This is a genomic window from Methylorubrum suomiense (assembly GCF_022179765.1).
GTDB classification, from domain to species: Bacteria; Pseudomonadota; Alphaproteobacteria; order Rhizobiales; family Beijerinckiaceae; genus Methylobacterium; species Methylobacterium suomiense.
Genome location: NZ_BPRE01000001.1, coordinates 53,851 through 66,473 on the forward strand (window position 1 = coordinate 53,851; position 12,623 = coordinate 66,473).

Sequence of the window (12,623 nt, forward strand, 5' to 3'; positions counted from 1 at the left end):
GCGGACACAGGCGGCGGCGCGGGACTCGCGCGGCATCCCCCTCACGGGAGCGACGCAGGCTCGCACCGCCTCTCGTCCGGCTTTTGCCGCGACGGGGAGGCATGCTAGGGGCCTGCCCGTCCTTGCAGCCAACCGGGACCGATCCGCCCATGACGCACCCGCAGCCGATCCCGGAGATGACCCCGTGAGCGCGCCCGATCTGCGCCGGGCCGCGGCCGAACGCGCCCTTGCCCTCGTCGAGCCCGGCATGCGGCTGGGCATCGGCACCGGCAGCACCGCCGCCGCCTTCATCGCCTTGCTGGGCGACCGGGTGCGCGCGGGCCTCGACGTGATCGGCGTGCCGACCTCGGAGGCGACGCGGATCGCCTGCGAGCGCGAGGGCATCCGGCTGGCGACCCTCGACGAGCTCCCGGAACTCGACCTCACCATCGACGGCGCCGACGAGTGCGACGGTCAGCTGCGGCTCATCAAGGGCGGCGGCGCGGCGCTGCTGCGCGAGAAGATCGTCGCCGTGGCGAGCCGCCGCATGGTGGTGATCGCCGACGCGGCCAAGCGGGTCGAGACGCTCGGGGCCTTCCCCCTGCCGATCGAGGTCAACGTCTTCGGCCTGGGCGCGACTTGGCGCGCGGTCGAGGCGGCGCTGGCCGAGAGCGGCTGCGCGGGCAAGCGGATCACCCGTCGGCTGGATGCCGCGGGCGCGCCCCTCCTCACCGATGGAGGCCATGCCCTCCTCGACGCGCATCTGGGCCGCATCCCCGATCCGGAAGGCCTCTCGGCCCGACTCTGGGCGGTGCCCGGCGTGGTCGAGCACGGTCTATTCCTCGGCATCGCCGACACCGCCTTCCTCGCCGAGGCCTCCGGCACGCAGGCCGTCGTCACCGTCCTCGGTCGTTCGTGATTCTTCCGGCGGCTCCCGTCCGTCGCCCATTTCGGAGCTTTTTCCGCATGCTGCCCCGTCTTGCCGTCATGGCCGGCCTCCTCCTCGCAATGGGCGCGCCGCAGGCCGCCCTCGCGCAAGCCGCCAAGCCCCCGGCGCCCACTCAGAAGCCGACCGCCAAACCTGGCACCCCCGCGCCGCAAACCCCGGCGGAGCCCGAGATCACCCCCTCCCATCTCGCCCTCGCCCGCGAAGTCATGATGAGCTCGGGGATCAGCCGCTCGTTCGATTCGATCATTCCGACCATGGCGGATCAGATCCGCAAGAATGCGGTCACCCGGCCCGACCTGGGCAAGGATCTCGACGAGGTGCTGAAAGGCCTCGAGCCCGAGATGACCCTGCAGAAGAACCGGCTGATCGAGATCGCGGCGCGCATCTATGCCAAGCGCCTGACCGAAGCTGAATTGAAGGATATCATCGTCTTCTTCCGCTCGCCCGCGGGCAAGCGTTACGTCGAGACCCAGCCGCCGATCCTCGACGACATGGTCGGTGCCATGCAGGATTGGACCCAGGAGGTCTCGGAATACATCATGGTCCGCACCCGGGCCGAGATGGGCAAGCGCGGCCACTCGCTCCAGTGAGGATCGGACGGCCGGGAGTCGCCGCGCGGTTCGACGCCGCCGGGACCGTGGCGCTGGCGCTGATGCCCGTGGCCATGGCGCTCGCCAACCGATCGAGCCCGCTGGTGATCGGGATCGCCGCGAGCCTGTTCCTCGCGGGCGCGGTGGCCGAGCGCGGCGCGGACGCCTTCGGCCAGATCCTACGCCCGCTGACCGCGCCCCTCGGGCTCGCCATCCTGGCCTTCCTGGGCTGGAGCCTCGTCACCTTCGCCTGGAGTCCCTTCCCCGGCCTGTCGGCGCGGGCATTCTCGGAATTTGCCTCGGCGGTTCTCTGCGCCTACCTGCTGGTCCGCCTCGCGCCGGGCCGGATGCCGGGTTGGGGGCCCCTACTCGCCGCCGCAGGCCTCGCCATCGCCTGCCTGTTCATCGTGGCGAGCCTCGCCACCGACCTGGCATTGCAGGAGGCGCTGGGGCAGCGGGCGGCCCTGTTCATGTTCAACCGACCCCTGCTGACGACCGTGCTGCTGGCCGGGCCGCTGGCCGCCCTGTTGATGCTGCGGGGGCATCGCATCGCCGCCCTCGCCCTGCTGGTGGTCTCGGCCTTGGCGATCCTGCGCTCGATCAGCGGCGCGGCGGCCCTGGGCCTGCTCGCCGGGCTCGGCCTGTTCGTCCTCGCCCGGTTGACGCCGAAGCGGGTCGGCCTGTCGATCGCCGCCCTGGTGCTCGCCCTCGCCTTCGCCCTGGCACCGGTCGAGGGCGATATCCTCGTTCATTTCATGCCGGACGCGGCGCATGATCGGCTGACGCAGAGTTCGTCGCGGATCCGCGTCACGGTCGCGCAGAGCTTCGGCGCGGCGGTGGCGCAGGCGCCCATCTTCGGCTCTGGCTACGGCACCGCTCCCCGCTTCGACGCGGTGCCGGCCGCCGCGACGGTCGGGCCGGAGATGCAGCGGATGATGATGCTGGGTCATCCCCACAACAGCTTCCTCCAGATCTGGGCGGAACTCGGCCTCGTCGGCGCGATCCTGGGGGCGCTAGTGGCGTTTCTGGCCTTGAGAGCGGCGGCGACCCTGCCGCGCGGCCTGTTCGCCGTGGCCCTGGGCCTGCTCGGCGCGGCGGTGGCGGTGATGTTCGTCGAGCACGGAGCGTGGCAGGCTTGGTGGACCGCCGGATGCGGCGCCGCCCTGGCGTGGCTGCGCATGGCCGTCACGGCTCGGCCGGCATCGAACGAGTGAGAATGCGATGAGCGAAGGCTTCGACGTCGACCTGTTCGTGATCGGCGGGGGTTCCGGCGGCGTGCGCGCGGCGCGGATCGCCGCCGGCCACGGCGCCAAGGTCATGCTGGCGGAGGAATACCGCGTCGGCGGCACCTGCGTGATCCGCGGCTGCGTGCCGAAGAAGCTGATGGTCTATGCCGGGCGCTTCACCGACGAGTTCGCGGATGCCGCCGGGTTCGGCTGGCACATCGAGCCGCCGCGCTTCGACTGGGCGGCGCTGAAGGCGTCCCGCGACGCCGAGGTCGCCCGGCTGGAGGGCATCTACGGGCGCAACCTCGCCGGATCGGGCGTCGAGGTGGTGCCCGAGCGCGCGGTGATCGAGGATCCGCACACGGTGCGCCTCACCGGCTCCGGCCGTCGGGTGCGGGCGAAGTTCATCCTGATCGCGGTGGGTGCGCGTCCGATCCACGAGCCGCTGATCCCCGGGGCGGAACTCGCCATCGATTCGAACGGCGTCTTCGAACTGGAAACCCAGCCCGAGCGCATCCTCGTGGTCGGCGGCGGATACATCGCCGTGGAATTCGCGGGCGTCTTCGCCGGGCTCGGCACCAAGACCACCCTGCTCCATCGCGGCCAAACCCTGCTGCGCGGCTTCGATCCCGAGATCGCGGGGGCGCTCGGCGAGGCCTATGCGGAGCGCATGGATCTGCGCCTCGGCCGCACCGTCGAACGGCTGGAGCGCGCCGGATCCGCGATCCGCGCGACCCTGAACGACGGCGAGCAACTCGACGTCGATTGCGTGCTGGTGGCGACCGGCCGCCGTCCGAATGTCGAGGGGCTCGGCCTCGAACGGGTGGGCATCGCCCTCGATGACCGCGGCGCCATTCCGGTGGAGGCGGATTCCCGCACCAGCGTGCCCTCGATCTACGCCGTCGGCGACGTGACGGGGCGGGCCGCGCTGACGCCCATCGCGATCCGTGAGGGCCACGCCTTCGCCGATACCGTGTTCGGCAACAAGCCCTGGTGCGTCGATCACCGCCTGATCGCCACCGCCGTGTTCTCGACGCCGGAAATCGGCGTGATCGGTCACAACGAGGACGTGGCACGGCGCTGCTACGGCGAGATCGACGTCTACAAGGCGAGCTTCCGGCCGATGAAGGCCACGCTGTCCGGGCGCAACGAGCGCGTCATCATGAAGGTGATCGTCGAGCGCGCCAGCGACCGCGTGGTCGGCGTCCACGTGATGGGGCCGGATGCCGGCGAGATCATCCAGGCGGTGGGCATCGCCGTGACCATGGGGGCCACCAAGGCCGATTTCGACCGCACCATCGCGGTGCATCCGACCCTCGGCGAGGAATTGGTCACGATGCGCACGCCGTTCGTGGTCAAGCATCCGGTCGGCGTGGGCTAGGCGAGGCCCAGTCCGGCCCTTTCCCAAACCCGATAGGCGTCCCTGCTTACGGGATCCGCGACAGGCGCTTCGATCCGACGCCCGGATGCTACTCCGCCGCGGGCATGCTCAGGGACAGCAGCCGCGCGGTGCGGGAGCGGGCTCCACCGACCGCCGCGCTCGCCGGATCGAGCATGCGCCGCCCGTCGTCCAGCGCACCGTTCACCGCGTCGATGGCGAGGATGAGCGCCGAGATCATCCGGCTGTCGATGACGCGCTCGCGGGCTTGGCGGACCACGTCGGCGATGAGGGAGTCCATCTCGCGGGTCAGCGCGTCCAGGACCTCGACCGTGCGGGCCTCGCGGGCCTCGGCCAGAATGTCGAGCAGGCGGTCGAGCACCACGTCGATCCGTTCGCGGCGTTTGCGGGCGAGACGCTGGCCCAGCCACGCCACACCCGAACCGAGGGTGCCGCCGAAGAAGGCGAAGAGGTAGATCCAATCCTCGTAGCGATCGAGGAAGGTCTGCTGCTCGCGCTCGAAATAATCGACCGCGCCGGGGTGGTTGGGCAGACGCGCGCTGGTCGCCGTGACGGTGGTGTCGTAGTCGGGCGCCTTCATCGCGTTGGCGATCGGGGCGACCGCCGCGAGCCGCGAGCGCCACTCGAACAGGTGCTGCACCACCGAGGCCACGGCGACGCGGCTCACCGCGCCCCGCGCCATGAGGCGATAGGACACGCCGACCGTCTCGACATCCTCTTCCGGGCGCTTGGGCCGACCGCCGAAGGTCCCCGCCGAGAGCGTCACCGTCTGCAGTTCCGGCAGGCGCTGGGTGATCGCCTTGCCGTCCGGTACGCCGACGAGGGCGATCTTGCGATCCGCCGAGGCCGCTTCGACGGCACGCAGCATGCCGAGGGTCGCCTTGGCGGTGGGACTCGCGATCACGGCGACGGCATCGACCCGCTTGGTCTCGAGCGCCTGGGTCACCTCCGTCGCCTTGAGCGGCACGAGCCCGACGCGGCCGGCGGCGAGCGGCTCCGCCGCCGCGAGCTCGGCCTCGCCCGCGCGCTTGAAATCGTAGAAGTCGAGGAGGTTCGTGACGAAGGACAGGTCGGCGTCGTGGCGCACCACCACACCGAGGCGGCGCGTGGACAGATCGGAAAAGCTCTCGATCTCGGCCGCTTCGGGGGCGGCGACGACCAGTGCCTCGTCGTGCAGGATGGCGAGCGTCAGCCCGTTGTCGGGCAAGAGCACGTCGGGACGAACCACGGCGAGGTCCGCGTGGTTCTTCTGCAGGGCGACGGCACTGTCGCGCACGTCGTCATGGGCGGTCACCTGCAACCGGACGTCTTCGTGATTGCGCACGAGCGCCTTGGCATAAGCCTCGATCAGGGCGGCCTCGGCGCCGTCGCGCGGCCCGACGGCGACGGCGAGAACGGTGGGGCGTGAGAGCGTGACGACGAGGCCGGCGACGGCCGCGAAGCCCAGGGCGAGCAGCACGAACAGCCACTCGCGCCGCATCAGGACGGCCGCCGCCCGCAGGCGGAGCCCTCGCATTCCAGAGCGATCCATCGGAAAATCATGGGTCGAAAACCTGGCGGGAACGTGAAGAACGGATGATCGGGGCGAAGGGTTCACGCAATCGTCACGGCGAGGGACGACCGGCCGAGCGGGAGGCAAGACCCGAGCCGCCGGTCAGTGCCGCGTGGCTGGAGCGCGTGGCGCTGCACTACCTCGACCGGTACGGCGCCTCCTCGGAAATGCTGCGCCGGGTGCTGGCCCGCCGGGTCGAACGGCGCTGCCGATCCCGCGACGAATCGGCCGACGCCCATGCCGGGCTGATCGAGGAGATGGTGGCGCGGGCTCAACGGGCCGGCCTCATCGATGACGCGCGCTTCGCCGCCGCCCGCCTCGCGCGCCTGCGGCGGCGCGGCACATCGACCCGGCAGGCGCGGGCGAAGCTCTCCGAGAAGGGCATCGACGCCGACACGATCGCCGCCGCCATCGCCGACGAGCGGCAGGAGGCCGAGGATCGGGTCGAGACGGGGGCGGACGAGGAGGCCGACACCGAGCGGAAGGCGGCCTTGGCCTATGCCCGCCGCCGCCGCCTCGGCCCCCATCGTCCGCCGGGGGCACGGGAGGCGAACCGGGAGCGCGATCTCGCCGCCATGGCACGGGCCGGCTTCCCCTACCCGCTCGCGCGCGACGTCATCGGTGGGGACGCGGACGAGGACCTGTAGGACCGACCGGCGACGGCGGGGCGCCCGCGATCCCTCCACGGCCTCTCGTGGGAGGTGCCGAAAACCCTCGACTTCCGGAGATATCGCCCCACCTCGCCCCCGACGCGGGGAGGCCCGCACAACGACCAAGGACGACAGGCATGACCGACCGCCACGCGAGCGCCCACTGGGAGGGCGACGGCAAGACCGGCAAGGGCAAGATCACGACCCAGTCGGGCGTGCTCTCGGACAATCCCTACGGTTTCAACACCCGTTTCGAGAACGAGCCGGGCACCAATCCCGAGGAGCTGATCGCGGCGGCCCATGCCGGTTGCTTCACCATGGCTCTGGCCTTCCAGCTCCAGTCGGCCGGCCTCAAGGCGACCTCCCTCGACACCAAGGCGGTGGTCACGCTCGTGCCGGATGGCGACGGCTTCAAGGTGACGAAATCCGCCCTCACCCTGAAGGCCGTGATCCCCGGCATCGATCAGGCGAAGTTCGACGAACTCGCCGGCAATGCCGAGAAGGGCTGCCCGATCTCGAAGCTCCTGAACGCCGAGATCACCCTCGACAAGACCCTCAGCCAGGGCTGAGCCGCCTCGGCTTCCCCGGTCCGCCGGGGAAGCCGTTTTCCGGTGCGAAAGGCAACGCGCCGCATTGATCCTCACGCGGACGTGTTCATCTTCCGTTCGATGGATGAGAAACTCGCGCGCAAGCTGCGCATCCTCGCGGATGCCGCCAAGTACGACGCCTCCTGCGCGTCGTCGGGCGCGCCCAAGCGCAAGGCCGGCGCCGACGGCCTCGGTTCGACCACGGGGGCGGGCATCTGCCACGCTTATACCCCGGACGGGCGCTGCGTTTCGCTGCTGAAGATCCTGCTGACGAATTACTGCCTGTTCGACTGCGCCTATTGCGTCAACCGGCGCTCCTCGAACGTCGCGCGCGCCCGCTTCTCGGTGGAAGAGGTCGTGACCCTCACGGTCGAGTTTTACAAGCGCAACTATATCGAGGGGCTGTTCCTCTCATCCGGCATCATCCGCTCGCCCGACTACACGATGGAGATGCTGACCCGCGTCGCCAAGAAGCTGCGGCGCGAGCACGGTTTTCGCGGCTATATCCATCTCAAGTCGATCCCCGAGGCGAGCCCCTGGCTGATCGAGGAGGCCGGACTCTACGCCGACCGGCTGTCGATCAACCTCGAACTGCCCACCGAGGCGAGCCTGATCCGCCTCGCCCCCGAGAAGGACGGGGCGGCGATCGAGAGCGCGATGGGGCAGATCGGCGAGCGCATCGTTCAGGCGAGGGAGGAGAAGCGCCGCTTCTCCCCGGCCGGGCAATCGACTCAGGTGATCGTCGGGGCGGATGCCACCACCGACGAGGCGCTGATCCGCAAGAGCGCGCTCCTCTACGGCAGCTACAATCTCAAACGCGTCTACTACTCCGCCTTCAGCCCGATCCCGGACGCCTCGTCGGCCCTGCCGCCGCAGGCCCCGCCGCTCCGGCGCGAGCATCGGCTCTATCAGGCCGATTGGCTGATCCGGTACTACGAGTTCTCCCCCGACGACGTGGCGAATGCGGCCGATGACGGGATGTTCGCCCTCGACATCGATCCCAAGCTCGCTTGGGCGCTCAAGAACCGCCATCTCTTCCCCGTCGACGTGAACCGGGCCGACAAGACCATGCTGCTCCGGGTGCCGGGGCTGGGGGCCCGGGCGGTGGAGGCCATCATCAAGGCGCGCCGCCACGGGCGCCTACGCCTCGACGACGTGGCCCGGCTGACCTCCGGGCTCAAGCGGGCGCGGCCCTTCCTGATCGCCGAGGACTTTCGTCCGACGACGCTGACCGATCGGCTGGATCTGCGCACCAAGCTGGCGGAGCCGGCGGAACAGTTGAGCTTGTTCTGATGGACCAGCTCTCGGAGCCTTGTCCCTCGGGGCCACGGTCCGCCGGCGCGATCCACGTCGCCACCCTCGCCCCGGGTGCCGACCTGCCGGGCTTCCGCACGGCCGCTCGGCGCCTGATCGCCGCCGGTATCGCCCCGGACGCCGTCGTCTGGCAGACCGAGCGCCTCAGCCTGTTCGGGGCGGAGGCCGCGCCCGCCGACGCCCCGCCGCTGGCGCTGCCCCGCGCGGTGACCGATCTGATTCCGATGGTGGTGCCCCACCGCGATCCGGAGCGCTACGGCCTGCTCTACGCGCTCCTCTGGCGCGTGACGCGGGGCGAGCGGGCCCTCATGGAGGTGGCGAGCGATCCGCTGGTCCACCGCCTCCACCGGATGCGCAAGGCGATCGGTCGCGACCTTCACAAGATGCACGCCTTCCTGCGCTTCCGCCGCGTGCCGGGGGCGGACGAGCGCTACGTGGCTTGGTTCGAGCCCGACAATCACATCCTGGAGGCGGCCGCCCCCTTCTTCGTCGATCGCTTCCGCAACCTGCGCTGGTCGATCCTGACCCCGGAGGCGTCCGCTCACTGGGACGGCACCCTGCGCTTCGGACCGCCGGGTCGGCGGGAGGACGTGCCGGAGGGCGATGGATTCGAGGCGGGTTGGCGGGACTATTACGAGAGCACCTTCAACCCGGCGCGGCTCAATCTCGACGCCATGCGCGCCGAGATGCCCCGCAAGTACTGGCGGAACATGCCGGAGACCGCCGCGATTCCCGCGCTGGTGCGGGCTGCCGGCGCGCGGGCGCAGGCAATGATCGAGAGGGCACCGACGATGCCGGAGAAGCGCGACCCCGTCCGGGCCGTGGAGCGAATGGCGCAGGATGAGCCGGATTCGCTGGAGGCCCTGAATGCGATCATCGCCCGCTCGGAGCCGCTGGTGCCGGGCGCGACCCAGGCGGTGCTGGGCGAGGGCCCGATCGGCGCGCGCATCGCCTTCGTCGGCGAGCAGCCCGGCGACCAGGAGGATCGGCAGGGCCGGCCCTTCGTCGGGCCGGCGGGACAGCTTCTCTCCCGCGCCCTCGAAGAGGCGGGGATCGAGCGGTCGGAGGCCTACCTCACGAATGCGGTCAAGCATTTCAAGTTCACGCTGCGGGGCAAGCGGCGCATCCACGAGAAGCCGACGGCGGGCGAAGTGAGCCATTACCGCTGGTGGCTCGACCGGGAGCTTGATTTCGTCGCCCCGAAGCTCGTGGTGGCGCTCGGCGCCACGGCGGTTCTGGCCCTCACCGGCAAGCAGATCCCGATCACCCGCGCCCGCGGGCCGGCGGAGTTCGGCCGTCCCTATGGCGGGTTCATCACCGTGCACCCGTCCTACCTGCTGCGCCTGCCCGACGAGGCGGCCAAGGAAGCGGCCTATCGCACCTTCGTCGACGATCTGCGGCGGGCACAGGATCTGGCGGCCTGAGCGACCGGGCGAACAACCCGCATAAGGCGCGGACTCACCTGCTCAGATATGAGCCGAAGGAAGCGCGTCAGGCGGCCAGACGCTCGCGGATGCGGTCGTCACGGTAGCTCAGCACCAGTTCCTGCGGGATCATGCCGGCGGTGACGGCCAGGGCGATCTCGCGGGGGCGCGCCGACAGCCTCGACTCGGCGCGGACCTCCGGAGCCACCGACGGTCCCTCTTCCGCCACGGCCTGCGGCGGAGCCGTCAAAGCGGGACGCTCGGCGAGGAAGTGGGCCACCAAGGCCTCCGAGAGGTCGGCCAGCAGGGTTTCGGGCAAGGCTACGGACGGCGCTTCGGCGGCGACCGACGCCCCGAGGCGCTCCTCCGGCCGGGGAGCCAGCGGCCACGCGGCGTCGGCATCCGGCATCTCCGCCTCGGGGAGAGCGAGCGCGAGCGAACCCGCCTCCAGCTCGTGTGAGGTGGGCAACGCCGCGGTCGGCACGGCTGGTTCGGTGGAAGGGCGCTCGCCACGGCTCGGCGCGGAAGCCGCGTCCGCGGCGGAGAGTTCGATCACCTCCGGCAGCGCCCGCGTCTCGGACGCCGCCCAGGCCTCGGCCAGCATCTCCGCCCAACCATCGGCACCGGTCGCGGCCAGGGCCTCGGGCACGGCGAGCAGGGGGGCGGCCTCGTCGCGGCTATGCGCCTCCATCTGCTCCTGGGCGAACAATCGGGCCTCGTCCCGGGCGGCCTCCGCCTCGAAGCGGGCGAGGAGGGCGACGAGGCCACGGGCCTCGGCGAAGGGGAGGGTCTCGCAGGCGGTCAAGGCCGCCTCGATCATCGAGCGGGCGAGCCGCGGCCCGGTCGGACCGTTGCGGCCGTCGGCGGCCTCGCGCCACACGGTCAGCGCCGCCTGGATCGCCGGCAGAAGCAGAATCGGCAGGCCGGCCCGGCGATGGAGGGCGGTGAAGCCCGCACCGTACGGCTCGAACATCAAACCGGCCACGCGAGCGCGGCTGAGGCCGCTCAATTCCGCGAGCGCCGCCTCGGCGAAGGGGAGGCGCAGGGACAGGATCGCCCGCAGGATCAACCCGGCGGTGAGCTGCTCCTGCACCCGCAAATGGGTGATGAGGCGAGCGAGCCCGGTCTCGCCGGCCTCGTCGCCGAGGGCGAGCGCCGCCGCGTCCCGGGCGTCGCGGGCGACGCGGGCGCCGCGTTCGGAATTCATCCAGCCGGCATCCTGACCGACGCGGGCGAGCTGCTCGGCCAGGCGAGCGACGACGGCGTGGCGCACCTCGATGGTCAGGTCGTGCCGGGCAAGCAGCGCTTGGCAGAGCGCCGCATCCTCGCCGTGGCGGTCGACCATCCGCAGGAAGGCGGCGGTGCCGATGGCCGCCCTCGGATTCTTCGCGAGCGCCACCAGGGAGGGCAGACCCGCCACCTCGGCGAGGGCGGCGGCGACGGGCCTCGACAGATCCGTCCGGGCGGCGACCGCGGAGCGCGCCGCCTCGCAACCGATCGCGACGCAATCGACGAGATCGGCATCCATCAGCACCGGCGAGCGGGCGAGCACGAGGCAGGCGATCTCGGGATGGTCGGAGGCGAGCGCCACCACGAGCGGTCGCGGCGCGCTCGCCGAATCGGCGCAGGCTTCGGCGAGCGCGCGGCGCACGGCGAGCACCGGATCGTCGAGGAGCGCCAGAAGCGCCGTCTTGGCCTCCCAGGCGGCGTCCGGCCCGAGGCTGCCGTCGAGATAGGCTCGCGCCAGGGTGCCGGCCGCCTCGGCTCGCCTTTCGGCGGAGGCGTGCTGCGTGAGGGTGAGGAACTGGCGGAGGATCATGGGCCGTTCCGAAGGCGGTAGGAAGAGAGGTCGAACAGGATGGTCTTTGCCGGGCGCGCGGCCGCGGCGGACGCATCGGACGTCTGAGACGGCGCGGCGGCGGTCAGAGCCATCGGCGTCGCGGCCGTGCCGAGGCCGGCCGGGCGGCGCGGCGGCAGCGGCACCACGATCGGCGCGGCGGAGGTCGCAGACCCGGTCGAGGGCGGTTCCGGCGTCGGGACGACGGCGGGGACGTCCTCGGTGCCGTCGGAGCGCGGAAAATAGGATGGGCCGGAACGGCTCGCCTCGACGCTGGCGGCGCGTCCCTGCCAGATCTTGGCGACGCTCTCCGAGATCGCGCCCTGGCGCCGATCGGTCTGGAACAAGGAGCGGATGCCGCCCTCCAGCGAGGCGTAGGCGGTAGGCGGATCGGACAGGCCGGCGGTCGTCGCGACGGGGGTCGGCGCGCCCGAGGTCGCGGTGGTGAGGAGCGCGTAGAGTTCGGAGGACGAGCGCGGGCGCCCGGCCTTGTCGTAGAACAGGCCGCGATTGGCGGCGGCGGCCTCCGGCAGGTCGAGGGCGGCGGAGCGGGCGGGACTGCCCTGCGCCGAAGCGATCAGCGTCGTGGCGCCCCGCGCCCCGAGAACGTGGGCGGCGTAGAGGTCGCCCGCCGTCGGCTCGCGTCCCAGGGCGGAGCCCAAGGCCTCGCGGTTGCGCTGGGTCAGGGCGCCGGCCATCGTCGCCGACACCTTCGGATCGCGCCGCAGATCGAGGATCGCCTGTCGGGTCGCGGGATCGGAGACCGAGTAGGTGCCGTCGGAGCGCGCCGTGATGGCGTCGGCATAGGTGGACAGGCCGAGCTTTCCGCCCGCGTTCTTCATCACGCCGAGCCACGTCTGCTCGATGAACTGGAACAGGCCGGTCGCCGTCGAGGTGCCGGCCTTGGCGGTCGGGTTGAGGCTCGATTCGCGCTGCGCCGTGGCGAGCAGGTAGTCGAAGCCGACGCCGCTCGTCTGGGCCCCGTCGCGGATCGCCGCGATCACCTCGCCGCTCGACGCCGTGCCCGTCGCCGGGCGCGCGGGCGAGACGGCGGGTCCGGTCTCGCGCGTGCCGACGGGAGCATTGGTGAACAGGAACATGACGCAGCCCGCAGGA

General features: G+C 71.4%; 11 protein-coding genes. 8 read left to right on the forward strand and 3 right to left on the reverse strand.

Translation table 11 applies throughout. The annotated features are described in order from the left end of the window. Positions 1-184 precede the first annotated feature (184 nt). The 4 genes from rpiA (at position 185) to gorA (ending at position 4,125) form a co-directional block, all read left to right on the forward strand. Positions 185-898 carry a ribose-5-phosphate isomerase RpiA gene (gene rpiA, locus MFF26_RS00260; protein WP_137830781.1) on the forward strand — a complete coding sequence of 238 codons (714 nt, stop codon included), beginning with the start codon at positions 185-187 and terminating at the stop codon, positions 896-898. Positions 899-945: 47 nt separating this feature from the next. Then, positions 946-1,518, forward strand: coding sequence for a DUF2059 domain-containing protein (locus MFF26_RS00265; RefSeq protein WP_137830782.1), 573 nt, complete (start codon positions 946-948; stop codon positions 1,516-1,518). Between the two features lie 62 nt (positions 1,519-1,580). Continuing rightward, entirely contained in the window at positions 1,581-2,732 is a 1,152-nt protein-coding gene (locus MFF26_RS00270) for an O-antigen ligase family protein (protein ID WP_171015533.1), read from the forward strand. Between the two features lie 7 nt (positions 2,733-2,739). After that, on the forward strand, positions 2,740-4,125 hold the full coding sequence (gene gorA / locus MFF26_RS00275) for a glutathione-disulfide reductase (protein ID WP_137830783.1): 1,386 nt from the start codon (positions 2,740-2,742) through the stop codon (positions 4,123-4,125). 88 nt (positions 4,126-4,213) lie between these two features. Here the strand turns inward: gorA and MFF26_RS00280 are convergent, their stop codons facing one another. Then, positions 4,214-5,623, reverse strand: a complete 1,410-nt coding sequence (locus MFF26_RS00280; RefSeq protein ID WP_137830810.1) for a TAXI family TRAP transporter solute-binding subunit — start codon at positions 5,621-5,623, stop codon at positions 4,214-4,216. 95 nt (positions 5,624-5,718) lie between these two features. Between MFF26_RS00280 and MFF26_RS00285 the strand changes: the two genes are divergently transcribed. The 4 genes from MFF26_RS00285 to MFF26_RS00300 all read left to right on the forward strand — a co-directional run bounded on the left by MFF26_RS00285 (position 5,719) and on the right by MFF26_RS00300 (position 9,670). Further along, complete coding sequence (locus tag MFF26_RS00285) at positions 5,719-6,342, forward strand: RecX family transcriptional regulator (RefSeq protein WP_373324322.1); 624 nt, start codon at positions 5,719-5,721, stop codon at positions 6,340-6,342. A gap of 140 nt (positions 6,343-6,482) precedes the next feature. Then, positions 6,483-6,914 (forward strand): OsmC family protein, encoded by a 432-nt coding sequence (locus MFF26_RS00290; RefSeq protein WP_137830784.1) that lies wholly within the window; start codon positions 6,483-6,485, stop codon positions 6,912-6,914. 99 nt (positions 6,915-7,013) lie between these two features. Next, the gene (locus MFF26_RS00295) at positions 7,014-8,225 is read left to right on the forward strand and encodes a putative DNA modification/repair radical SAM protein (RefSeq protein WP_137830785.1); all 1,212 of its coding nucleotides are present in this window, start codon (positions 7,014-7,016) and stop codon (positions 8,223-8,225) included. After that, positions 8,225-9,670 carry a UdgX family uracil-DNA binding protein gene (locus MFF26_RS00300; RefSeq protein WP_238307367.1) on the forward strand — a complete coding sequence of 482 codons (1,446 nt, stop codon included), beginning with the start codon at positions 8,225-8,227 and terminating at the stop codon, positions 9,668-9,670. Before MFF26_RS00295 ends, MFF26_RS00300 begins: the two co-directional genes overlap by 1 nt. A 67-nt stretch (positions 9,671-9,737) precedes the next feature. On the opposite strand, the gene MFF26_RS00305 is transcribed toward MFF26_RS00300, so the two are convergent. Together MFF26_RS00305 and MFF26_RS00310 are read right to left on the reverse strand one after the other, a co-directional pair. Continuing rightward, a complete protein-coding gene (locus MFF26_RS00305; RefSeq protein ID WP_137830787.1) occupies positions 9,738-11,489 on the reverse strand; it encodes a DUF2336 domain-containing protein in 1,752 nt (583 codons plus the stop codon). Beyond that, the gene (locus tag MFF26_RS00310) at positions 11,486-12,607 is read right to left on the reverse strand and encodes a lytic transglycosylase domain-containing protein (RefSeq protein WP_137830788.1); all 1,122 of its coding nucleotides are present in this window, start codon (positions 12,605-12,607) and stop codon (positions 11,486-11,488) included. The genes MFF26_RS00305 and MFF26_RS00310 overlap by 4 nt, the downstream gene beginning before the upstream one ends. Between the last annotated feature and the right edge of the window lie 16 nt (positions 12,608-12,623).

Coding starts and splice junctions, on each gene's coding strand:
- MFF26_RS00265 (WP_137830782.1), top strand. CDS start 946: ATGCTGCCCCGTCTTGCCGTCATGGCCGGCCTCCTCCTCGCAATGGGC.
- MFF26_RS00270 (WP_171015533.1), top strand. CDS start 1,581: ATGCCCGTGGCCATGGCGCTCGCCAACCGATCGAGCCCGCTGGTGATC.
- gorA (WP_137830783.1), top strand. CDS start 2,740: ATGAGCGAAGGCTTCGACGTCGACCTGTTCGTGATCGGCGGGGGTTCC.
- MFF26_RS00280 (WP_137830810.1), bottom strand. CDS start 5,623: ATGCGGCGCGAGTGGCTGTTCGTGCTGCTCGCCCTGGGCTTCGCGGCC.
- MFF26_RS00285 (WP_373324322.1), top strand. CDS start 5,719: ATGATCGGGGCGAAGGGTTCACGCAATCGTCACGGCGAGGGACGACCG.
- MFF26_RS00290 (WP_137830784.1), top strand. CDS start 6,483: ATGACCGACCGCCACGCGAGCGCCCACTGGGAGGGCGACGGCAAGACC.
- MFF26_RS00295 (WP_137830785.1), top strand. CDS start 7,014: ATGGATGAGAAACTCGCGCGCAAGCTGCGCATCCTCGCGGATGCCGCC.
- MFF26_RS00300 (WP_238307367.1), top strand. CDS start 8,225: ATGGACCAGCTCTCGGAGCCTTGTCCCTCGGGGCCACGGTCCGCCGGC.
- MFF26_RS00305 (WP_137830787.1), bottom strand. CDS start 11,489: ATGATCCTCCGCCAGTTCCTCACCCTCACGCAGCACGCCTCCGCCGAA.
- MFF26_RS00310 (WP_137830788.1), bottom strand. CDS start 12,607: ATGTTCCTGTTCACCAATGCTCCCGTCGGCACGCGCGAGACCGGACCC.